The following is a 21,925-nucleotide window of genomic DNA, read 5'->3' as shown; positions in this document are numbered from 1 at the left end:
CTACAGCACTCCCTTCGTAGAAGGCACACCCTTCACACGGGGATCAATCAAAGTTGCTTCATCCAGCGCCCGTCCAAGCGCTTTGAATACAGCCTCAATCATGTGGTGTGTGTTAGAACCGTAGTGTACGATAACATGTAACGTAATCCGTGCTTCGAGCGCGAACTTCCACAGGAACTCCTGAACAAGCTCCGTCGAAAAGCTGCCCACCTGCTGTGAAGGATAGGTTGCACGATATTCAAAGTGCGGGCGATTGCTGATATCGATCACAACCTGCGCCAACGCCTCATCCATCGGTACAAAAACACTCGCATAACGTTTGATTCCTTTTTTATCACCCAGTGCTTCGTGCAGTGCCTGCCCTAGGCAGATCCCAATGTCTTCAACCGTGTGGTGGTCATCAATCTCGATGTCTCCACGCGCCTGTACAGACAGGTCAAATTGTCCGTGCTTCGTGAACAGATCCAACATATGATTCAGAAAAGGAACATCCGTCTCCAGCTCTGAAACTCCACTTCCATCTACGTTAAGAGACAACTTTATATCCGTCTCGTTTGTTTTACGGCTTAATCCAGCTTGGCGCAGGGCCTGTTCGTTATTGTTCTCCATATCCGTCTCCACCTTTTCCTTCGTTCTTGAGTCGAATCTCAATGGCTCGTGCGTGGCCTTCTAAGCCTTCGCGACGTGCCAGCTCTATAATGGTCTTCCCATCACGCAAGAGTGCTTCCTTACTGTAATAGATCAGACTTGATTTTTTAATAAAATCATCCACATCCACTGGTGACGAGAAACGTGCGGTCCCATTGGTTGGGATAATATGATTTGGCCCTGCAAAATAATCACCCACGGGCTCGGAGCTATACGCTCCCAGGAAGATGGCTCCAGCATTCTCAATGCTGCCTACGAGGCCCATAGGATCTTCGACAACAATCTCCAGATGCTCTGGTGCCAGTCTATTCACTACGGAGATCCCTTCCTCCATAGATTCCACAACAATGATCGCGCCGTAATTCTCTACCGAAGAACGGGCGATCGCCTGACGCGGCAGCTCTTGCAGCTGACGCTCCACTTCGGCCGCCACGTTATCCGCCAGGCTCTGCGATGGCGTGACCAGAATCGCCGAGGCCATCTCGTCATGCTCGGCCTGCGAGAGCAGATCCGCTGCGACATAAGCCGGCTCAGCGGTCTCATCTGCCAGCACGACAATTTCGCTTGGACCCGCGATACTGTCGATATCCACGGCGCCATATACCTCGCGTTTAGCCAGCGCAACGTATATGTTGCCGGGCCCACATATTTTATCTACCGGCGCTATGCTCTCCGTCCCAAAAGCCAAAGCAGCTACCGCCTGCGCTCCGCCCACACGGTAGATTTCATTCACACCTGCTTCTGCAGCAGCAACCAGGATGTAAGGATCAATCCCTTCTTTACCGCCGGTGGATGGCGGAGTCACCATGACGATCTCCGGCACACCCGCGATCTGTGCTGGGATCACGTTCATCAGCACCGAGGAGGGATAAGCTGCTTTGCCACCAGGTACATATACCCCTACCCGCTTCAGCGGACGAATAATCTGCCCCAGAATCGTGCCATCCGGCTGCAAATCCATCCATGAATTCCGTTTCTGTCTGGCATGGAACGCCCGGATATTGGCTGCAGCTGCTTGAATGGCAGATACGAAAGATTGCTCTACTCGGCCATACGCTGCCTGAAGCTCTTCCGGCGTTACCCGCAGTTGATTCGGCGTAAGTGCAACCCGGTCAAATTGCTCCGTATAGCGAAGAAGCGCTGTGTCTCCTTCTTTTTTAATGGCGGCCACAATTTCCTTTACCGCCTGATTTTGCTCTGGCGTACCATACTCCACTTCCCGCTCTAGCTTAAAGTCCTTGCTCGACACAACCTTCATCGCTGGTTCCTCCCTTTACCCCTAACATCTGTTGCCGCCTACCGCAAATTAGGTTGCCCTATAACTGCCTGTAGTCGGTCACACAGTTGCTGTATCTCTTCATTTTTCATCCGATAGCTCACACGATTTGCCACCAGGCGGCTTGTAATTTCGAATATACTCTTCATTTCGATTAATCCGTTGTCCCGCAGCGTTTGCCCGGTCTCTACCATATCCACAATACGATCGGCCAGACCAATCAGTGGTGCAAGCTCGATGGATCCATTCAGCTTCACTACCTCGACCTGTTGGCCCTGCTCCCTAAAATACCTTGAAGCTACATTCGGATATTTCGTCGCTACACGCTGCTGAATTCCCGGCTGCCAGTTCGGCAATCCGATGATCGACATCCGGCAGCGGGCAATGCCAAGATCAAGCAGCTCGTATACATCACGATCTTCCTCCAGCAAAACATCCTTGCCCACGATACCAATATCCGCCACGCCATATTCTACATATGTAGGTACATCTACTGGTTTCGCCAATATAAACTCCATCCCTGCCTCAGGCAGCGGAATAACAAGCTTGCGTGATGCCTCACCGTCCGGTGGAATCGGAAGACCTGCCTGGCGGAACAGCTCAGCAGCCTTTTCGTAAATCCGGCCTTTTGGCATAGCCACCTTCAATATCTGTGCCATTGTTAAGTTGCCTCCTTTTCCATCTCCATGCAAAATTTATGTTAATCGCTTTTTGTACTAGCGATATCCTCAGCCATGCTCACTTACAAAAGATACGAATGTATAGATCTCACCGTACCGTACACCCTCTGCTTCAACCGTGTCCGTATCCAAACGCTTCACCGTTTCAAGCTCTTCTGGACCTGCAGCAAGTCTAGTAACGACTGCATGACCCTCTGACCGCAGGCGTGTTGCCTCTTCCAAGCCTTCTTTTCTGCGAATCGCATCATATTGGATCAAAATAGGCAGCTCTTCCTCTTCGACCACTCCAGTTACACCATCCAGGATGCGATTCGTTTTTAAGGAAAATCCTGTGGATGGGATCGGACGCCCAAACTGTTGCAGCAGATTGTCGTATCTACCACCACTGCATACCGGAAATCCTAATTCCGCTGCATAACCTTCAAAAGTCATGCCAGTATAATAGGAAAAGTCCCCGATCATCGTCAGATCAATCAGTACATGCTGTGATACGCCGTAAGAGACCAGCACCTCCCACACCTTGCACAAATGATCAATCGAATGACGCGCGAGCGGATGATTGCTCAGCTCTAGCGCCTGTCCACAAATCTCCTTGCCTCCGCGCAGACGCAGCAGCCCATCCAGTTCGTTCTTCTGCGCTTCTGTAAGATCCAGCCGCCGTAAAGTCTCCCGGAAAGAAACATAGTCACGGCCCAGCAAATGACTTTTCAGCTCCTCTTGAGCCTCAGGCAGTTCAGGAAGTGCCTCTTGAAATAACCCATTTAGAAAGCCTACATGCCCCATAGCGATCTTAAAAGACTTCACACCCGCGGCTTGCAGCGAAGAAATAGCAAGCGCAACTACCTCCGCATCAGCTTCAGGTGAATCATCACCTACCAGCTCTACACCTGTCTGGAAGAACTCCGCTTCCCGCCCCGCTTCTTCCTCAATGGCACGGAATACATTCGCGTGATATGACAGACGCAATGGCAGTGGCTCATCCTTTAATAGAGAGGCAACAACACGGGCAACCGGGGCAGTCATTTCTGATCGAAGCACCAAAGCCTGACCACGATTGTTAAGTAATTTATAGAGCTTCTGGTCGGACGTAGAGCTAGCCACGCCAACTGTATCGTAATATTCCAACGTTGGAGTCATCATTTGCTGATATCCCCAGCGACTCATGCAATGCAGTACATCGTTCTCAATTTTGCGCAATTTCGTTACGGCCCGGGGCAGATAGTCCCGAACGCCAGACGGCTTCTCAAATCCCTTTGGTTTGGACATCTTCATTGTTCACCTCGTCAGTTATCATTAGATACTGTTTATGTTTACTTTACTATGGTAAAGTGGTAGCAAATTAAAGTATTTTCAATATCGTATCATGTTCACTGCTTTTTCGTCAATCAAACCCTTAGTTGAGCGTTTGGCATTTTCTTTATTTTTGCCTCCCCGCTTATCGAATACTATAATGAGCTAATACGATTGTACTTCATAATTTTGTAATTGGTGTTCTAAAAATATACTTTCACCTAGAAAGAAGGGCTAACGCTTGACTAAATCCTATATGATTGGCGTTGATATTGGTACTACAAGTACAAAGGCAGTTCTCTTCGAGGAGAATGGAGCCATAGTTGCACAAGCGAATATGGGTTATCCCTTGCATCAACCCTCCCCTTCTATAGCGGAGCAGGACCCAGAGCAAATCCTACGTGCAGTCTTTCATACCCTCTCTAATGTCATGCGGCAAAGCGCCGTATCTCCAGATAAGATCCTATTCGTCTCTTTCAGTTCAGCCATGCACAGTGTCATTGCAATTGATCAGCTGGGTAAACCACTTACTGCCTGCATCACTTGGGCTGACAACCGTAGTGCCGGGTCTGCACTTCGCCTGAAGAACGAGTTTAACGGACATGAGTTGTACTTGCGCACAGGAACGCCTATTCATCCTATGTCACCGATTACCAAGCTAATGTGGCTTCGGGATGAGCAGCCTGAGTTGTTCCAACAAGCCTATAAATTCATTTCTATAAAAGAATACATATTCGCTCGGCTGTTCGGCGAATACATCATCGATCATTCCATTGCCTCTTCTACAGGCATGCTCAACCTTGAACTTTTGGAGTGGGATAAAGAGGCCCTGGAGATAGCCCATATTTCACCAGATCAACTCTCACGGCTTGTTCCCACCACAGAGATCATGCAAGGCCTGCTTCCCGGTCTAGCAGAGGAGCTGTTACTGCTCCCCACGACACCTTTTGTCGTAGGAGCCAGTGATGGTGTCTTGTCCAACCTTGGCGTAGGCGCGATTAAACCCGGTGTAGTGGCTGCTACGATTGGAACAAGCGGAGCGATTCGCACCGTAGTGGATCACCCGCTTACCGACCCTAAAGGACGGACCTTCTGTTATAACTTAACCCCAAAACATTGGGTGATCGGAGGGCCCGTTAATAACGGCGGTATGTTGTTCCGCTGGGTACGGGATGAGTTCGCTGCTTCTGAAGTCGAAACCGCCAAACGTCTTGGCATTGACCCTTACGAGGTTCTAACGCGCATCGCGGAACAAGTTCCGGCAGGTAGCGGTGGTCTTCTGTTCCATCCTTACTTAACTGGTGAACGGGCACCGCTGTGGAATCCTGATGCTCGTGGCTCCTTCTTCGGCCTTTCTATGAATCACCATAAGGAGCATATGATTCGCTCGGTACTAGAAGGCGTAATCTTCAATATGTATATGGTTCTGCTGGCTATGGAAGAGCAAATCGGGCGTCCTAGCAAAATTTTGGCTACAGGCGGCTTCGCCCGCTCCTCAGTCTGGCGGCAGATGATGTCTGATATTTTTGATCAAGAGGTCATCATTCCGGAGAGTATCGAAAGCTCCTGCCTCGGAGCAGTAGTGCTTGGTCTTTACGCAACGGGCCGTGTGGACTCCTTCGATGTTGTATTCGACATGATCGGTTCAACTTACCAGCATGATCCGATTGATGAACATACCAAAGTGTACAAGCAGCTGCTGCCGATTTATATTTCCGTCTACCGTAGTCTGGAAAGCCAGTATCAAGCTATTGCGGAGTTTCAGCGGGAACAAGCTGGAGAATAGACAAAATATAAAAGCGCCGGTCAACCCGCATATACGGGAGACCGGCGCTTTTATATTACCTAGCAGTAGACTATGCGCTTATGGAGCCTGTTTTTGCTTTCTTTGGTGCGCCTGATCCGAAAATAATCCAAGACGCAGGCACATACCGGAAGACGAGAGCCACTGCCAGCCATGAAACCAGCAGCGCAACAAGCCATCCTCCTACAATCGCTGCGATGTACGCAAGAGAACCCCCGTGAAACGGTAATTTTCTATAGAAATACAGCAGCATAGGGTGCAATAGATAAATTCCGAAGGAGCATGCTCCCACAGATACCAAAAGTCTTGTCAGCAAGCTACGACCCGCCCCATAGAGCAAGAAGGAGATTTGCAACAGCACCACACAAGAGAGCAGCGCATGTAAATTAGAGAAACCCTCATACCATAAGCTGTTGATGACAGTTTTTTTCGTGTAATTGTTAAACCATAGCTCAACATGAACAACCCCTGCTACAATCCATAACAACCACAACGTAATCCAAACCGGACCTTTACCGGCGCGCCAGCCTTCACGTGAAGGCACTAACCATTTTTTCAAAGAAGAGTAATACACTGCAATCCCAGCACCCAGCAGGAAATACGAGAAATAAGTGATCGCCAGACTCCCCTTGGATAACTGCCAATACCCGTGATTGGTCATGTATTTATTCAGCAGCACAAAACCCCACTGTAGTAATAACCCGATCAGTGGCGCCCAAGCCGCCAGATGACGAACCTTTTGCAAACACCACAAAATAAGCGGAAATAACACGTAAAACTGAATAATGATAATAATATAATACAGATGCGTATATGCCGTTCCTGTCCATAAATACTTCCATAGCTTAGAAGCCATCTCCCCCGGAGGTAAGCCCCAAGTATTCCCGGCATTCATTTTTAACGCAAAATACAGCAGTGAAAATACTACATAAGGCACAATAATATAAAGCAGCCTTCTAGTGTAGAACTTTCCTAGCGTTTTGCCACCCAGCGGACGGTCAATATAGTTATAGAAGAGCACGAACCCACTCAAAAATATGAATGAAGGTACGGCGAACTGGCTGAATTTATTAATAAATAAGAACGGATGAAACATGTTTGTACCTAGTGTCTCCGCCAACGTTCGTGAAGTAGCATGAATAGCCAGCACTGCAAAAATAGCAATCGCCCGAAAAATATCCAGCTGCGGAATTCTTTCTTTTTGTCTCATAATCTTTCCTCCTGTTAAGCTCCGCATCGAAATGATGCCTTTTTAATCAAATATTATGAAGGCTACTTCCCCACGTTTTAGCGTGTGCGTGTATCAGACCTTCTTCTAACGCTATTTCTCCTGCTGCACGAACCCCTTTGCCCGTTCCTCAGAGATATAACCTGACTTTTCCTCCGGACTGGATTCCAAAGAGCGAGGCACGCTTCCAAAAATAATCCATGAACCCGGAACTCGCCGGAAAGCAAACTGCACAATAAGCCAGCTCCCTCCCAGTGCGACCACAAGCCCTCCGTAGATGAACAAAACATATGTTAGCGACTCTAGGGGAATCTGATATCGGAACCTGCGATATACCGCCAGCAATAGCGGATGAATCAAATATATCGCAAATGAGAGTTCACCCAAACGTGTTAAAAAAGCAACAATCCCGCGAGAGGCCTTACGATAGATCAGGAATGTAGCATACAACAGAACCAATGCTGATAACATCGTATGGACATTCCATAATAGCTCGTACCACAGCGAATCCGTCCACACCCCAAAATGGCGGGCCACATACCATAGCTGCACATGGATAAAGGCTGCAATTAACCACCCGCTCACTAACAGGGCAGTCCATCCTTTTTGCTTGGCAGTTAGCCCCCTCCATGGCTTCATCAGCCAAGTCTTCACCTTCTCAAAGTGAATTGCGATATAAGCACCCATCATATAATAAGCCAGATAAGAGATCGCCAGGCTCCCTTTTTCAACAATGTGCAGTTCGTATTTATTCCAGAAAATAAACCCCCACTGAAGTGCCAATCCGAGCGGAACCGCCCATTTAATTAAAAAGCGGGAACTCTGGAGTAGCTTAAGCAGTACTGGAAAAAGCAAATAAAACTGAATGCTGATAAATACAAAATACAAATGCGCATATGCGGAACCTGAGAATAACGCTCTAATAAAGCTGTACAGGTTGCCACCGAGGTTCTGGGTCAATCGTCCGTTCACATATAAGGTTAGTGCGTAATAGCCCATAGAGGCTAGCAGATAAGGTAATAAAATATACTTTAATCGACGACGGTAGAAATTAATAATCAAGCTGCGTGTCACAGGACGCCCATAATAATTATAAAACAATACAAAGCTGCTCAGAAAAATAAATGAGGGCGTACCGAATTTAAAGAAAATGTTGATCCAGTTCAGCCAGTAATAATAAGGGGAATGCAGTGCCTGCTCTCCAGCGGCAAAAGATGAGGAATGCACATGCAATACGCCTAAGATCGCTAATGCTCTGAAAATATCCAGCTGGGGCAGCCTTTCCTGTCTCGCAGTGTTCATATTATATTCCTCTTCTCTACTATGATGGTTGTTCATAGAGACGCTAAGCGGAATGTGGAAACTGAAAATACCAGGAAGCCTGCACCTGCTGATTTTACATTCTGATATTTGAAGCTGAATGCCTAGCGTGGGATTCGCCTTATCACTAACGCTAATTATATCGAATGTATCTGTTCTAAAAACTTAAGAAGAACTTAAAGTTTCCTTAATAATCTTCTCTAAGACGCAAGAAACCCTGCAGAACCTGCGCTAAAAAAACGCAATATGTAACTGCAGGGTTAAAAAAGCATCGTTTACACTTGTTCCGAATGTTCTTCCGTTGAAGAGGGGCGCAGCTCTCGCAGAGGATTGCCTCCGACAAAAGAGCCAGCCGCCACATTTTTGTGCACCACGGAGCCAGCAGCTATAACTGCCCAATCTCCAATGGTTACACCGGGAAGAATCGTTGTATTCGCGCCGATCAATACATTTTCACCGATCACCACTTCGCCCAGACGATATTCCTTGATCAGATACTCATGCGCCAGAATCGTCGTGTTATAACCAATAATAGAATTCTCACCTACCGTTATTTTCTCCGGAAAAAACACATCCACCATTGCCATAAGACCAAAAGCCGTGTGTTTACCAACCTTCATCCCCAGCATCCGTCGATAGATCCAATTCTTTAACGGTAGAATCGGACAATAGCGGGCAATCTGAATAAAAATAAAGTTGCGGACACCCTTCCAAGGGCTGACCGTACGGTAAATATACCAAAGTGAGTTATGACCTTCTACTGGATAACGGGTTACGTTTCTCACGATTCATTCGTTCCTCGCTCCATAATTTCTATAATATCCTTCATGTTATGGATGATAAAGTCCGGATCATACTTGCGGAGCGTATCCTCGCCCTTCAAAGACCAAGATACTCCAGCAGCGTATACACCGGCAGCTTTGGCTGATTGAATATCAACTGCACTGTCACCTATCATTAAGGTTTTGCGAGGATCAACACCAAGGTTGTGGACCGCTGTCAGTACGGGCTCCGGATGTGGCTTTGGTTCAGTAACATCGTTCACAGTCACAATCGTATCCATGTACTTAAGTAAATCGAACCTTTCCAGGGTCTTGATCGTTGTTGGACGGATCTTAGTAGTTACAATCCCAAGTTTGATCCCACGACGCGAGAGCTCCTCAATGGTCTCCTTTACAAGCGGAAAGGAACGCACTAACTCATCATGATGCTCATTATTATAAGAACGATAGGACTTTTCTAACGTACCATTTACATCCTCTAGTCCAGAGAATACTCTCATCTGTTGCTGAAGGGTTGTTCCCATATGCGGAATTATCTCTTCTCTGGTCAGTGGAGCCAGACCATTGTCCTTCAGCGCGTACATAAATGAGCTAATGATTAGCTCATTCGTATCGACAATCGTTCCATCCAGATCAAAAAGAACGCATTCTATCATAAGTTTTACTGCTCCTTCTTATCTCCATCCGCTGGCTGTCCTTGCTCAGGTTGTGTTCCTTGACGAGTTTTCTGCGGTGTATTTACTGCGCTTTCTGGCACTACAGTATCTGCTTGGATCGGTTTAGTACATACGATAGGGTCAGAATAATGTGCTTTAGGCTCTCCGGTTACTCTGCGAATAACGATCAGCAATATAGCTGCCACAATAATAAGTAGAGAAAGCAGCTGAGAAATACGAATATTACCATAGGCAGGATCCAGATATCCTTGTTCAAAACCTAACCATTCCATCGGACTCCATAAGCCGTTTATAAACGAAGCCAGTCCTGCACTTCCGTTAAAAGCTAAACTGTCAGTACGCACAGCCTCGATGAAGAACCGACCGATGGAATACCATATAAAGTAAGACATGAAGATTTCTCCAGCACGTACAAACTTCTGACGACGGAGAACCATCAATAACGCAATCCCTAGTAAGCTCCAAAGAGATTCATACAGGAAGGTCGGATGATGAAAAGCATCTCCTATGTACATTTGATTAACGATGAAGTCAGGTAAATGCAGTTTATCCCGTAAAAAAGATTCCTCAACTACGCTGCCGTATGCCTCTTGGTTGACAAAGTTTCCCCAGCGGCCAATCATTTGACCCGCCAGTAGTCCAGGTGCACAAATATCAACAATACGCCAAAAAGGGTAACCCTTATAACGGAAATAAATAATTCCGCAAATAATCGCTCCTATTAATGCGCCGTAAATGGCGATGCCGCCATTCCAGATCTTAAAGACGTCTATCAGATTATGCTTATAATCGTCCCATTTAAAAGCTACAAAATAAATCCGTGCCCCTATAATTGCCGAGGGTACACCCAGTAGCAGCATATCCATAAAGAATTCTTGCGGGATTCCGAACCGTTTGCCCTCGCGGATCGCAAGAAATAATCCCGCGAGTGCACCGACCCCTAGTATTAACCCGTACCAGTGTACAGGCAGTGATCCAATTGAGAATACAATAGGATCTATTGCTAATGGGAACATTGTCTCACACTCCTAATCGAGATCGTCCATATCCTCAGATATGGTCGCAGTTAACTTATTCGTAAACTGCAGGGCTGCATTAAAGCCCATTTGCTTCAGGCGATAGTTCATCGCAGCAACCTCAATAATAACGGCAAGGTTACGTCCTGGACGTACAGGAATGGTTACAAGTGGAACATCGGTATCAATAATCCGCGTTGTTTCCTCATCAAGTCCAAGCCGGTCATACTGCTTGTCTTGCTGCCAAGCCTCTAATCTAACGACAAGTGTAATCCGTTTATGATTACGGATAGCACCCGCACCAAAAAGTGTCATTACGTTAATGATACCTACTCCGCGAATTTCCAACAAGTGACGGATCAACTCAGGGGCTGTACCATGCAGCTGGTTATCTGAAGTCTGGCGGATTTCCACGGCATCATCAGCGATCAGTCTATGTCCACGTTTTACAAGTTCAAGGGCTGTCTCACTCTTACCAATACCACTACTACCAGTAATCAGCATACCTACACCATATACATCACAGAGTACACCATGAATCGTTGCTGTAGGGGCTAATCTCCCTTCTAAGAAGCTCGTCAAACGGCTGGAGAAAATAGTCGTAGCCATCGAGCTACGAAGCACAGGAAGTCCCTTTTCATTACTTATATCAATTAACTCCTGTGGCACATCCAAACTACGGGTAATTACGATACAAGGGGTATTGTCATTACAGATTCCACGAAGCCTACTTTTACGTTCAGCTTCAGGCAGCATGGAGAAGAATGCGAGTTCTGTCTTACCTAATAATTGAACACGTTCTTCCGGATAATATTCGAAATAACCAGCAATCTCTAGTCCAGGGCGATTCAGGTCATCGACCGTAATAGGTCGTTTTAGACCTTCCTGGCCGGAAATAACCTCTAATTGAAAATGTTGTACCAATTCAGATACTTTTACTTTCTTAGCCATGTAAATTCGTCCTTTCGTCACCTGCGGTATATGTCCGCTTACTGCGTCCGGTTGACAGCGATCTCATTACAATTCCGGAGGTAATTCTCCTGCTATCTTAATTGATAACGCTTGTGAATGCAATCTTAACGCCTATCCATTACGACCCTAATTAAACAATAAAGCCACCCTTTCGGGTGGCTTTATCAAGAGAGAAAAGATCCTGCGATCTTATCCCAACAGAATGTTAACTTCGGATTCTTTATCGAAGAAGTGAACTTTGTTCATATCGATAGCCAATTTTGGCTTGCTGCCTTCGCGAGTAGTGGAACGTCCATCTACACGAGCGATTACAGTAGATTTACCAAGGCCGCTCAAGTAAAGGAGCATTTCGTGACCAAGGTTTTCAGTTACATCAACCAATGAAGTAAAGATTGTGTTCGGGGAAGCTTCCAAGAATACTGGCTCTTCATGGATATCTTCTGGACGAACGCCCATAATTACTTCTTTGCCAATGTAGCCTTTGCTGCGGATGATTTGAGCTTTTCCGCCTGGTACTTCAACATCAAGGTTCTCAGCGCGGAAACGGATAGAACCGTTTGCTTCGGACAAAGTACCATTGATAAAGTTCATTGTAGGGGATCCGATAAATCCAGCTACGAACAGGTTAGTTGGTTCATTGTACAACTCTTCAGGGGAAGCAGCTTGTTGAATGATACCATCATACATAACTACGATACGGTCACCCATTGTCATAGCTTCTGTTTGGTCATGCGTTACGTAGATACAAGTGGTTTCAAGGCGTTTAACCAGTTTAGTGATTTCAGCGCGCATTTGACCACGAAGTTTAGCATCCAAGTTGGAAAGAGGCTCATCCATCAAGAAGACTTGTGGATCACGTACGATAGCGCGTCCCAAAGCGACACGTTGGCGTTGACCACCGGAAAGTGCTTTTGGTTTACGATCTAGCAAATGCTCGATATCGAGAATTCTAGCAGCTTCACGTACTTTCTTGTCGATTTCATCTTTCTTCACTTTACGAAGTTTCAAACCGAAAGCCATGTTTTGGTATACGCTCATATGCGGATACAGGGCGTAGGATTGGAATACCATCGCGATATCTCGGTCTTTAGGTGCAACGTCGTTGACTACACGATCGCCAATGTACATTTTACCTTCGGAGATTTCTTCCAGACCAGCGATCATACGCAAAGTTGTGGATTTACCGCAACCGGATGGTCCAACCAATACTAGAAATTCCTTATCTTTAATATCAAGATTGATATCCATTACTGTTGCTTTATCTGAACCCGGGTATTTTTTGAAAATATGCTCTAAACGTACGCCTGCCATTGTATTTCCCCCTCGAGTTAATTATTGATTAATTGAAAAATTCTTTTTTCCTTGTACATTTATATTACCCTAGACGGGACACGGTGGCTATTTGTAACGTTCACAAAAAACCTATTTCCTTTTCGTCACTTTATACAAAAGCATAGTAAGCTTCACAATAGCAGCGTCCCCAAAGCTACGCACATCGGCACCCGTCTCCTGTTTTATCTTGTCCAGACGGTATAAAAGCGTGTTGCGATGAATATATAGCTTCTTGGCTGTTTCACTTACATTACAATCCATCTCAAAAAACGTCTCCAGGGTCATCAGCATCTCTTTATCCGATAGTACGGTAGAATAGTCGCCAATCTGTCCAAGTAACTGTTTACGCCGTGCATCAGGAATGCTGTTAACCAAACGTTCCAAATGCAGCTCCCAAGGTAAATGAATATATTCACCCACTTGGAAAATACGTCCGAGTACAATAGTCTCCCTCAGCAAGGCCACGGATCCCGTCAATCCCTTAACAGGAACGATAGCCGGAGCTACAGCCAAATGGAATACACCTACCCATTCGCTGGCTATCAGTTCGTGTAAGCCCATACTGGTCTGAGCCAGAATTTCATCTACACTCTCTTCTTCCTCATCCTTATCATCTCCGCCCGTGAGTAGTTCCTTCCGGGCCAATATTAACCATTCTTTTTCTTGAAGAGGTATAAGCAGAATTTCATTCTCAAAATAGCTGCGCAGCAGCTTCATTAAGGAACGATAAGTGATCTGCGGGCTATGTGCATTCTCACTGCTAAGTAGGAATGGAACCATATCTCCGAATAAACGTCCCTTTAGAGCCATCTCATCGGGTATCTCAGAGTCATTTTTCTCTTGCTCCAGTTCGGTGTTCAACCAGATACCCAGCTGCCGAGCCTCCGCTTCCCCTTCTTCTCTAACCCCAGTAGCTTTTAGTGCAATTGCAAAGTTTCGAACTGCATAATTCACTAATTGTATTTCCAAAGAGTTAAGTCCATCCAATTCCACCCAGACAGCGGTTACACGTCCATCAGTCTCATATAATGGTGCCCAAAGATGACCTTCATGGATTACCGGCTGTTCTTGTGCTTCCAATCCCAGGCTAAAAAGAGAAGCTGAATGTTGCCTCCCTAACTGCTTGATTCCGGTTTTCTTTCCGGTGAGCTGCTCTAACTTTTTCCGCAATGTTTCGCTATCCATAGTCACCATACTCCACCACTTTTGCTCTTTTCGCCTATTTTAGCATATTCTCTAATATTATGTTAATCACTACAGCAGCGCGCTACTATAATACGACATAAAAACACAAAAAAAGCCACCACCCTAAGGTGGTGACTTTCTGTTTGGGATGAGCCATGAAGGACTCGAACCTTCGACACCCTGATTAAAAGTCAGGTGCTCTACCAACTGAGCTAATGGCTCATAAATGGTGGGGGATGATGGATTCGAACCACCGAACACGTACGTGAGCAGATTTACAGTCTGATGCGTTTGGCCACTTCGCTAATCCCCCAAAAAAGGTGGCTCGGGACGGAATCGAACCGCCGACACGAGGATTTTCAGTCCTCTGCTCTACCGACTGAGCTACCGAGCCATAAGATTACATGACAATTAAGCGGAAAAGTCTTACACTTCCCACTCATTTTGTGGAAAAAATGGCGGAACCGACGGGATTCGAACCCGCGGTCTCCTGCGTGACAGGCAGGCATGTTAGGCCAACTACACCACGGTTCCGCATTAATTAAAAATGGTGCCGGCGAGAGGACTTGAACCCCCAACCTACTGATTACAAGTCAGTTGCTCTACCAGTTGAGCTACACCGGCACGGTGTAAAAGCAATTCTAAAAGATGAAAATGGTGGAGGCTGAGGGGATCGAACCCCCGACCCTCTGCTTGTAAGGCAGATGCTCTCCCAGCTGAGCTAAGCCTCCAGGTATTATGGTAGCGGCGAAGGGGATCGAACCCCCGACCTCACGGGTATGAACCGTACGCTCTAGCCAGCTGAGCTACACCGCCACAATAATTAGTATTGCTATGGATTGAAAATGGCGGAGAGAGTGGGATTCGAACCCACGCACCGCTTACGCAGTCTAACCCCTTAGCAGAGGGTCCCCTTATAGCCACTTGGGTATCTCTCCAAACGATATCAGTACCACAGCAATCCAAACAGGAATTTGACTCCCTGAAAACTGAATCCGAAACGAATTTGCATTCTACGTATAGGATAAGCCCTCGACCGATTAGTATTGGTCAGCTCCATGCATTGCTGCACTTCCACCTCCAACCTATCTACCTCGTCGTCTTCAAGGGGTCTTACTAATTGGGAAATCTCATCTTGAGGGGGGCTTCACGCTTAGATGCTTTCAGCGCTTATCCCGTCCGTACGTAGCTACCCAGCCATGCTCCTGGCGGAACAACTGGTGCACCAGCGGTACGTCCATCCCGGTCCTCTCGTACTAAGGACAGCTCCTCTCAAATTTCCTGCGCCCACGACAGATAGGGACCGAACTGTCTCACGACGTTCTGAACCCAGCTCGCGTACCGCTTTAATGGGCGAACAGCCCAACCCTTGGGACCTACTTCAGCCCCAGGATGCGATGAGCCGACATCGAGGTGCCAAACCTCCCCGTCGATGTGGACTCTTGGGGGAGATAAGCCTGTTATCCCCAGGGTAGCTTTTATCCGTTGAGCGATGGCCCTTCCATGCGGTACCACCGGATCACTAAGTCCGACTTTCGTCCCTGCTCGACTTGTAGGTCTCGCAGTCAAGCTCCCTTATGCCTTTGCACTCTGCGAATGATTTCCAACCATTCTGAGGGAACCTTGGAACGCCTCCGTTACTCTTTAGGAGGCGACCGCCCCAGTCAAACTGCCCGCCTGACACGGTCCCCGTACCCGGTAAGGGTACTAGGTTAGAACCTAGATACGATCAGGGTGGTATCCCAACGGCGCCTCCACCGAAGCTTGCGCTCCGATTTCTACGGCTCCCACCTATCCTGTACAGATCGTACCCAAATTCAATATCAAGCTGCAGTAAAGCTCCATGGGGTCTTTCCGTCTTGTCGCGGGTAACCTGCATCTTCACAGGTATTAAAATTTCACCGGATCTCTCGTTGAGACAGCGCCCAAGTCGTTACGCCATTCGTGCGGGTCAGAATTTACCTGACAAGGAATTTCGCTACCTTAGGACCGTTATAGTTACGGCCGCCGTTTACTGGGGCTTCGGTTCATAGCTTCGGGTTACCCCTAACCACTCCCCTTAACCTTCCAGCACCGGGCAGGCGTCAGCCCGTATACTTCGCCTTGCGGCTTCGCACAGACCTGTGTTTTTGCTAAACAGTCGCTTGGGCCTTTTCACTGCGGCCCCCTCGTGCTATTCACACTACCGGGGCACCCCTTCTCCCGAAGTTACGGGGTCATTTTGCCGAGTTCCTTAACGAGAGTTCTTCCGCGCGCCTTAGAATTCTCTTCTCGCCTACCTGTGTCGGTTTGCGGTACGGGCACCTTCTCCTGGCTAGAGGCTTTTCTTGGCAGTGTGAGATCATGACCTTCGCTACTATAATTTTCGCTCCCCATCACAGCCCAGCCTTATCGATGTGCGGATTTGCCTACACATCAGCCTCACTGCTTAGACGGACATCCATCAGTCCGCGTCACTACCCTCCTGCGTCACCCCATCGCTCATAGCGGATTACGGTGGTACAGTAATTTCAAACTGTTGTCCTTCGACTACGCCTTTCGGCCTCGCCTTAGGTCCCGACTTACCCTGAGCGGACGAGCCTTCCTCAGGAAACCTTGGGCTTTCGGCGGATCAGATTCTCACTGATCTTTTCGTTACTCATACCGGCATTCTCACTTGTGTAGTGTCCAGCGCTCTTTTCAGTACACCTTCAACCCCTACACAACGCTCCCCTACCCCAGATACATACGTATCTAGCCATAGCTTCGGTGGTGTGTTTAGCCCCGTTACATTTTCGGCGCAGAGTCACTCGACCAGTGAGCTATTACGCACTCTTTCAATGGTGGCTGCTTCTAAGCCAACATCCTGGTTGTCTGTGCAACTCCACATCCTTTCCCACTTAACACACACTTGGGGACCTTAGCTGATGGTCTGGGCTGTTTCCCTTTTGACAATGGATCTTAGCACTCACTGTCTGACTCCCGGCAATAAGTATATGGCATTCGGAGTTTGACTGAGCTTGGTAATCCTTGCGGACCCCGCACCCAATCAGTGCTCTACCTCCACTACTCTTATACCGAGGCTAGCCCTAAAGCTATTTCGGGGAGAACCAGCTATCTCCGAGTTCGATTGGAATTTCTCCGCTACCCCCACCTCATCCCCGCACTTTTCAACGTACGTGGGTTCGGGCCTCCAGTGCGTGTTACCGCACCTTCACCCTGGACAGGGGTAGATCACACGGTTTCGGGTCTACGTCCACATACTAATTCGCCCTATTCAGACTCGCTTTCGCTGCGGCTCCACCTTCTCGGCTTAACCTTGCATGTTAAACGTAACTCGCCGGTTCATTCTACAAAAGGCACGCCATCACCCATTAATAGGGCTCTGACTTTTTGTAAGCACACGGTTTCAGGTTCTATTTCACTCCCCTTCCGGGGTGCTTTTCACCTTTCCCTCACGGTACTGTTTCACTATCGGTCGCCAGGTAGTATTTAGCCTTAGCAGATGGTCCTGCTGGATTCATACGGGGTTTCACGTGCCCCGCACTACTCGGGATCCGTCTCGGAGAGAATACAGTTTAGGTTACAGGGCTTTTACCTCTATCGCGGGCCTTTCCAGACCTCTTCACCTACCATATTCCTTTGTAACTCCATGTGAGACGTCCCACAACCCCTAAGAGCAAGCTCTTAGGTTTAGGCTGTTCCGCGTTCGCTCGCCGCTACTGACGGAATCACTATTGTTTTCTCTTCCTCAGGGTACTTAGATGTTTCAGTTCCCCTGGTCTGCCTCTACATTTCCTATGTATTCAGAAATGAGTAACTGCGAATTACCACAGCTGGGTTTCCCCATTCGGACACCCCCGGATCAAAGCTTGCTTACAGCTCCCCGAGGCAGTTTCGTTGTTCGCCACGTCCTTCGTCGGCTCCTGGCGCCTAGGCATCCTCCGTGTGCTCTTATTAGCTTAACCTTGATTCTTCCGAAGAAAAATCTCACTAATAACATTTACTTGTTTACACAAGATGCTAAAAGATGTTCTAAAACGCAAATTCGTTTCGGTATCCAGTTTTCAAGGATCAAGTTGAAAAAGTTATTCATTTAAAAATTTATGGTGGAGCCAAGCGGGATCGAACCGCTGACCTCCTGCTTGCAAGGCAGGCGCTCTCCCAGCTGAGCTATGGCCCCATAAAATTACTCTATAATGTTATATGGTGGGCCTTGGTGGACTCGAACCACCGACCTCACCCTTATCAGAGGTGCGCTCTAACCAACTGAGCTAAAAGCCCATATAACATATATAACATTGTGAATCAACCAATGAATTGGTTGTCCGCTTGGCAACGTCCTACTCTCCCAGGACCCTTCGGTCCAAGTACCATCGGCGCTGGAGGGCTTAACGGTCGTGTTCGGGATGGGTACGTGTGGAACCCCTCCGCTATCGCCACCAAACGCATACGAAAGAGACTTGCTCTTTCAAAACTGAACACGAGTGAGTGTTCGAACCCGAAGGTTCTATTGTGGAAGCTGAGCTTCCGATTTGAATGTCCTCATTGCAGAGAACGATTCTCCATAGAAAGGAGGTGATCCAGCCGCACCTTCCGATACGGCTACCTTGTTACGACTTCACCCCAATCATCTACCCCACCTTCGGCGGCTGGCTCCCTTGCGGGTTACCCCACCGACTTCGGGTGTTGTAAACTCTCGTGGTGTGACGGGCGGTGTGTACAAGACCCGGGAACGTATTCACCGCGGCATGCTGATCCGCGATTACTAGCAATTCCGACTTCATGCAGGCGAGTTGCAGCCTGCAATCCGAACTGAGACCGGCTTTGATGGGATTGGCTCCACCTCGCGGCTTCGCTTCCCGTTGTACCGGCCATTGTAGTACGTGTGTAGCCCAGGTCATAAGGGGCATGATGATTTGACGTCATCCCCACCTTCCTCCGGTTTGTCACCGGCAGTCACTCTAGAGTGCCCAACATTACTTGCTGGCAACTAAAGTTAAGGGTTGCGCTCGTTGCGGGACTTAACCCAACATCTCACGACACGAGCTGACGACAACCATGCACCACCTGTCTCCTCTGTCCCGAAGGCCGCCGCTATCTCTAGCGGATTCAGAGGGATGTCAAGACCTGGTAAGGTTCTTCGCGTTGCTTCGAATTAAACCACATACTCCACTGCTTGTGCGGGTCCCCGTCAATTCCTTTGAGTTTCAGTCTTGCGACCGTACTCCCCAGGCGGAGTGCTTACTGTGTTAACTTCGGCACCAAGGGTATCGAAACCCCTAACACCTAGCACTCATCGTTTACGGCGTGGACTACCAGGGTATCTAATCCTGTTTGCTCCCCACGCTTTCGCGCCTCAGCGTCAGTTACAGCCCAGAAAGTCGCCTTCGCCACTGGTGTTCCTCCACATATCTACGCATTTCACCGCTACACGTGGAATTCCACTTTCCTCTTCTGTACTCAAGCCACCCAGTTTCCAGTGCGACCTCAGGTTGAGCCCAAGGTTTAAACACCAGACTTAAATAGCCGCCTGCGCGCGCTTTACGCCCAATAATTCCGGACAACGCTTGCCCCCTACGTATTACCGCGGCTGCTGGCACGTAGTTAGCCGGGGCTTTCTTCTCAGGTACCGTCACTCCGGTAGCAGTTACTCTACCGGACGTTCTTCCCTGGCAACAGAGCTTTACGATCCGAAAACCTTCATCACTCACGCGGCGTTGCTCCGTCAGGCTTTCGCCCATTGCGGAAGATTCCCTACTGCTGCCTCCCGTAGGAGTCTGGGCCGTGTCTCAGTCCCAGTGTGGCCGTTCACCCTCTCAGGTCGGCTACGCATCGTCGCCTTGGTGGGCCGTTACCCCACCAACTAGCTAATGCGCCGCAGGCCCATCCCTCAGTGACAGATTGCTCCGTCTTTCATTCTTCTCTCAGGAGAAAAAAGAAATTATCCGGTATTAGCTACCGTTTCCGGTAGTTATCCCAGTCTGAAGGGCAGGTTGCCTACGTGTTACTCACCCGTCCGCCGCTAAGTTGTTTTGAAAGCAAGCTTTCAAAACAACTCCGCTCGACTTGCATGTATTAGGCACGCCGCCAGCGTTCGTCCTGAGCCAGGATCAAACTCTCCAATTAGTATTGAAAAGAGCGATATGCTCATTTTGAAACATCTGACGAGAAAATTAATTCTCTAATTTTGGATTTCACTTACGTGATTTCCTACTCACTCGTTGTTCAGTTTTCAAAGATCAATGTCTCATCTTTCGTCGTCGTTGCTTGTCAGCAGCGACCTTTATAATATATCACAGCGCCTTTGTTTTCGTCAAGCATTTTTTTAATTTCTTTTTTTGCTTGACCATTTCAGCAAGTTGTTAATCAACAGCTTGTCCAAACGGGCGAGACTTAATGTATCATATTTTTCAAAGCCACGTCAAGCATTAAAATAAAATTATTCTTAATCCGAGCAACATAACCACGCCAGGAAGCCCAAGAACCGTTACTGCGCCTATAGTTGCAGGGTTCAAAGGGATATACACCTGCGTGAGCAAACCTGAGAAGTTCACTACATATATCCCGAGTGCAGCCAATACCAAATGAACCCCAAATAAACTTAGCCACCCAAAACCCAGCTTTTTTCTAAATACAACTAAACCTAATAAGATAACGGATAATATCAATACGCCCATAGCTATCATTCTAAGCATGTAGATCCCCCTTATACATTTATTTATAAGCCCTTATATTTGACTGCTGTTCAACCCCAAGCTTTTTGCATGTTTGAGATGTATCTGATATTTACGTTCTGCAGCCTCCAAAATATATATCGCGTAATCTATCTGATCCTGTCCCAACGCCTCGTCGAACATCAGGTACGCCCTCTCCCACTCTGAATGCGCCTTACGGACCTCTAAGAGGGTTTCCCATCCCTCACTTTCCTTTGCGCCTTGTTCCTTATCCACTCCCCACCACAGCTCTCTCCACCATCCCATTTCAATTCCTCCTCAGAATAATTCTGATGCAAAATACACATCTCGTTATTCTCATTCATATCGGGATAGGGACAAACTTAGAACAAAAAAAAGGAAACCCGAGGGCTTCCTTTTTGAAAAATACCACTATAGAGCTGCTAGAATAGCTCGCGACGGCCTTCCAACGCTTTGGACAAAGTAACTTCATCAGCGTATTCAAGATCGCCACCTACAGGCAAGCCATGAGCTATCCTGGTGATTTTAATCTCAAACGGCCGAACAAGACGAGAAATGTACATCGCCGTTGCTTCTCCCTCAATGTTGGGGTTAGTCGCCATTATAAGCTCGCTTACTCTCTCATCACTCAGACGGGTTAATAATTCTTTCAGGCGAATATCATCAGGGCCGATACCTTCCATAGGTGAAATAGCACCCTGAAGAACATGGTAATATCCATTAAACTCCTTGGTTCGTTCTATAGCCACCAAATCCTTAGAGTCTTGAATCACACATATCACTGAAGGATCTCTAGTTTTGTCCTGACATATCTTACATGGGTCCGTATCCGTAATATTACAGCAGACCGAGCAATAGTGAAGATTGCGTTTGACGCTTACTAGCGCTTTTGCAAAATCAATGACTTCATCCTCTTTCATGTTAAGCACATGAAAAGCTAACCGGGCGGCTGTCTTCGGTCCAATCCCGGGCAAACGCGTAAAAGCATCGATCAGCTTAGCTAGCGGTTCGGGATAATACAAATTAATAATTCTCCTT

Annotated in this window: 16 protein-coding genes, 10 tRNA genes and 3 rRNA genes; 1 reads left to right on the top strand and 28 read right to left on the bottom strand. The window is 47.6% G+C overall.

Features of this window, described 5'->3' with window-relative positions; genetic code table 11:
* The 4 genes from hisB to MKY54_RS00775 all read right to left on the bottom strand — a co-directional run bounded on the left by hisB (position 1) and on the right by MKY54_RS00775 (position 3,870).
* A complete protein-coding gene (gene hisB / locus MKY54_RS00790; RefSeq protein ID WP_036687073.1) occupies positions 1-609 on the bottom strand; it encodes an imidazoleglycerol-phosphate dehydratase HisB in 609 nt (202 codons plus the stop codon).
* Entirely contained in the window at positions 596-1,906 is a 1,311-nt protein-coding gene (gene hisD / locus MKY54_RS00785) for a histidinol dehydrogenase (RefSeq protein ID WP_076126836.1), read from the bottom strand. The genes hisB and hisD overlap by 14 nt, the downstream gene beginning before the upstream one ends.
* A 38-nt stretch (positions 1,907-1,944) precedes the next feature.
* Positions 1,945-2,583, bottom strand: a complete 639-nt coding sequence (hisG, locus tag MKY54_RS00780; protein ID WP_036687062.1) for an ATP phosphoribosyltransferase — start codon at positions 2,581-2,583, stop codon at positions 1,945-1,947.
* Between the two features lie 69 nt (positions 2,584-2,652).
* Positions 2,653-3,870, bottom strand: a complete 1,218-nt coding sequence (locus MKY54_RS00775; RefSeq protein ID WP_036687060.1) for an ATP phosphoribosyltransferase regulatory subunit — start codon at positions 3,868-3,870, stop codon at positions 2,653-2,655.
* Between the two features lie 280 nt (positions 3,871-4,150).
* Here MKY54_RS00775 and gntK point away from each other — a divergent pair, with 280 nt between their 5' ends.
* Positions 4,151-5,680 carry a gluconokinase gene (gene gntK / locus MKY54_RS00770; RefSeq protein ID WP_076303380.1) on the top strand — a complete coding sequence of 510 codons (1,530 nt, stop codon included), beginning with the start codon at positions 4,151-4,153 and terminating at the stop codon, positions 5,678-5,680.
* 70 nt (positions 5,681-5,750) lie between these two features.
* On the opposite strand, the gene MKY54_RS00765 is transcribed toward gntK, so the two are convergent.
* From MKY54_RS00765 to recR, 24 genes are all read right to left on the bottom strand, one after another.
* Positions 5,751-6,908: an acyltransferase gene (locus MKY54_RS00765; protein WP_339189093.1), complete on the bottom strand. Its 1,158-nt coding sequence runs from the start codon at positions 6,906-6,908 to the stop codon at positions 5,751-5,753.
* 111 nt (positions 6,909-7,019) lie between these two features.
* Positions 7,020-8,228 carry an acyltransferase gene (locus tag MKY54_RS00760; RefSeq protein ID WP_076179137.1) on the bottom strand — a complete coding sequence of 403 codons (1,209 nt, stop codon included), beginning with the start codon at positions 8,226-8,228 and terminating at the stop codon, positions 7,020-7,022.
* Between the two features lie 293 nt (positions 8,229-8,521).
* A complete protein-coding gene (locus MKY54_RS00755; RefSeq protein ID WP_172628771.1) occupies positions 8,522-9,031 on the bottom strand; it encodes an acyltransferase in 510 nt (169 codons plus the stop codon).
* On the bottom strand, positions 9,028-9,684 hold the full coding sequence (gene ppaX, locus MKY54_RS00750) for a pyrophosphatase PpaX (protein WP_076126829.1): 657 nt from the start codon (positions 9,682-9,684) through the stop codon (positions 9,028-9,030). Before ppaX ends, MKY54_RS00755 begins: the two co-directional genes overlap by 4 nt.
* A gap of 5 nt (positions 9,685-9,689) precedes the next feature.
* Positions 9,690-10,721: a prolipoprotein diacylglyceryl transferase gene (lgt, locus tag MKY54_RS00745; RefSeq protein WP_076126827.1), complete on the bottom strand. Its 1,032-nt coding sequence runs from the start codon at positions 10,719-10,721 to the stop codon at positions 9,690-9,692.
* 12 nt (positions 10,722-10,733) lie between these two features.
* Positions 10,734-11,672: an HPr(Ser) kinase/phosphatase gene (gene hprK, locus MKY54_RS00740; protein ID WP_036687047.1), complete on the bottom strand. Its 939-nt coding sequence runs from the start codon at positions 11,670-11,672 to the stop codon at positions 10,734-10,736.
* A 210-nt stretch (positions 11,673-11,882) separates the two neighbouring features.
* A complete protein-coding gene (gene ugpC / locus MKY54_RS00735) occupies positions 11,883-13,004 on the bottom strand; it encodes a sn-glycerol-3-phosphate ABC transporter ATP-binding protein UgpC (RefSeq protein WP_076126826.1) in 1,122 nt (373 codons plus the stop codon).
* A gap of 111 nt (positions 13,005-13,115) precedes the next feature.
* Positions 13,116-14,210, bottom strand: coding sequence for a helix-turn-helix domain-containing protein (locus tag MKY54_RS00730; RefSeq protein ID WP_339189091.1), 1,095 nt, complete (start codon positions 14,208-14,210; stop codon positions 13,116-13,118).
* Positions 14,211-14,359: 149 nt separating this feature from the next.
* Positions 14,360-14,432, bottom strand: a tRNA-Lys gene (locus tag MKY54_RS00725).
* A 5-nt stretch (positions 14,433-14,437) separates the two neighbouring features.
* Positions 14,438-14,523: transfer RNA gene (locus MKY54_RS00720), tRNA-Tyr, on the bottom strand.
* A gap of 8 nt (positions 14,524-14,531) precedes the next feature.
* A tRNA-Phe gene (locus MKY54_RS00715) sits at positions 14,532-14,604 on the bottom strand.
* A 62-nt stretch (positions 14,605-14,666) separates the two neighbouring features.
* A tRNA-Asp gene (locus MKY54_RS00710) sits at positions 14,667-14,744 on the bottom strand.
* Between the two features lie 14 nt (positions 14,745-14,758).
* Positions 14,759-14,834 (bottom strand) — tRNA-Thr (locus MKY54_RS00705).
* Positions 14,835-14,865: 31 nt separating this feature from the next.
* Positions 14,866-14,941: transfer RNA gene (locus MKY54_RS00700), tRNA-Val, on the bottom strand.
* Between the two features lie 8 nt (positions 14,942-14,949).
* A tRNA-Met gene (locus MKY54_RS00695) sits at positions 14,950-15,026 on the bottom strand.
* Positions 15,027-15,056: 30 nt separating this feature from the next.
* A tRNA-Ser gene (locus tag MKY54_RS00690) sits at positions 15,057-15,148 on the bottom strand.
* 82 nt (positions 15,149-15,230) lie between these two features.
* Positions 15,231-18,157 (bottom strand): 23S ribosomal RNA (locus MKY54_RS00685).
* Between the two features lie 139 nt (positions 18,158-18,296).
* Positions 18,297-18,372 (bottom strand) — tRNA-Ala (locus MKY54_RS00680).
* Between the two features lie 24 nt (positions 18,373-18,396).
* A tRNA-Ile gene (locus MKY54_RS00675) sits at positions 18,397-18,473 on the bottom strand.
* Positions 18,474-18,519: 46 nt separating this feature from the next.
* A 5S ribosomal RNA gene (rrf, locus tag MKY54_RS00670) occupies positions 18,520-18,636 on the bottom strand.
* 124 nt (positions 18,637-18,760) lie between these two features.
* Positions 18,761-20,318: ribosomal RNA gene (locus MKY54_RS00665) — 16S ribosomal RNA — on the bottom strand.
* The 16S, 23S and 5S rRNA genes sit together here with 10 tRNA genes alongside, the layout of an rRNA operon.
* A gap of 302 nt (positions 20,319-20,620) precedes the next feature.
* Positions 20,621-20,887 carry a pro-sigmaK processing inhibitor BofA family protein gene (locus MKY54_RS00660; protein WP_038568084.1) on the bottom strand — a complete coding sequence of 89 codons (267 nt, stop codon included), beginning with the start codon at positions 20,885-20,887 and terminating at the stop codon, positions 20,621-20,623.
* A 33-nt stretch (positions 20,888-20,920) separates the two neighbouring features.
* Positions 20,921-21,172 carry a DUF2508 family protein gene (locus MKY54_RS00655; protein ID WP_076130375.1) on the bottom strand — a complete coding sequence of 84 codons (252 nt, stop codon included), beginning with the start codon at positions 21,170-21,172 and terminating at the stop codon, positions 20,921-20,923.
* A 137-nt stretch (positions 21,173-21,309) separates the two neighbouring features.
* Positions 21,310-21,909 (bottom strand): recombination mediator RecR, encoded by a 600-nt coding sequence (gene recR / locus MKY54_RS00650; RefSeq protein ID WP_036679922.1) that lies wholly within the window; start codon positions 21,907-21,909, stop codon positions 21,310-21,312.
* Between the last annotated feature and the right edge of the window lie 16 nt (positions 21,910-21,925).

This window comes from Paenibacillus sp. FSL P2-0121, from assembly GCF_037975345.1.
Classification (GTDB): domain Bacteria; phylum Bacillota; class Bacilli; order Paenibacillales; family Paenibacillaceae; genus Paenibacillus_AQ; species Paenibacillus_AQ odorifer.
The sequence above is the reverse complement of the archived record's forward strand: the minus strand, read 5'-3'. Positions and strand labels throughout refer to the sequence as shown.

Coding starts and splice junctions, on each gene's coding strand:
- hisB (WP_036687073.1), bottom strand. CDS start 609: ATGGAGAACAATAACGAACAGGCCCTGCGCCAAGCTGGATTAAGCCGT.
- hisD (WP_076126836.1), bottom strand. CDS start 1,906: ATGAAGGTTGTGTCGAGCAAGGACTTTAAGCTAGAGCGGGAAGTGGAG.
- hisG (WP_036687062.1), bottom strand. CDS start 2,583: ATGGCACAGATATTGAAGGTGGCTATGCCAAAAGGCCGGATTTACGAA.
- MKY54_RS00775 (WP_036687060.1), bottom strand. CDS start 3,870: ATGTCCAAACCAAAGGGATTTGAGAAGCCGTCTGGCGTTCGGGACTAT.
- gntK (WP_076303380.1), top strand. CDS start 4,151: ATGATTGGCGTTGATATTGGTACTACAAGTACAAAGGCAGTTCTCTTC.
- MKY54_RS00765 (WP_339189093.1), bottom strand. CDS start 6,908: ATGAGACAAAAAGAAAGAATTCCGCAGCTGGATATTTTTCGGGCGATT.
- MKY54_RS00760 (WP_076179137.1), bottom strand. CDS start 8,228: ATGAACACTGCGAGACAGGAAAGGCTGCCCCAGCTGGATATTTTCAGA.
- ppaX (WP_076126829.1), bottom strand. CDS start 9,684: ATGATAGAATGCGTTCTTTTTGATCTGGATGGAACGATTGTCGATACG.
- lgt (WP_076126827.1), bottom strand. CDS start 10,721: ATGTTCCCATTAGCAATAGATCCTATTGTATTCTCAATTGGATCACTG.
- hprK (WP_036687047.1), bottom strand. CDS start 11,672: ATGGCTAAGAAAGTAAAAGTATCTGAATTGGTACAACATTTTCAATTA.
- ugpC (WP_076126826.1), bottom strand. CDS start 13,004: ATGGCAGGCGTACGTTTAGAGCATATTTTCAAAAAATACCCGGGTTCA.
- MKY54_RS00730 (WP_339189091.1), bottom strand. CDS start 14,210: ATGGATAGCGAAACATTGCGGAAAAAGTTAGAGCAGCTCACCGGAAAG.
- MKY54_RS00660 (WP_038568084.1), bottom strand. CDS start 20,887: ATGCTTAGAATGATAGCTATGGGCGTATTGATATTATCCGTTATCTTA.
- MKY54_RS00655 (WP_076130375.1), bottom strand. CDS start 21,172: ATGGGATGGTGGAGAGAGCTGTGGTGGGGAGTGGATAAGGAACAAGGC.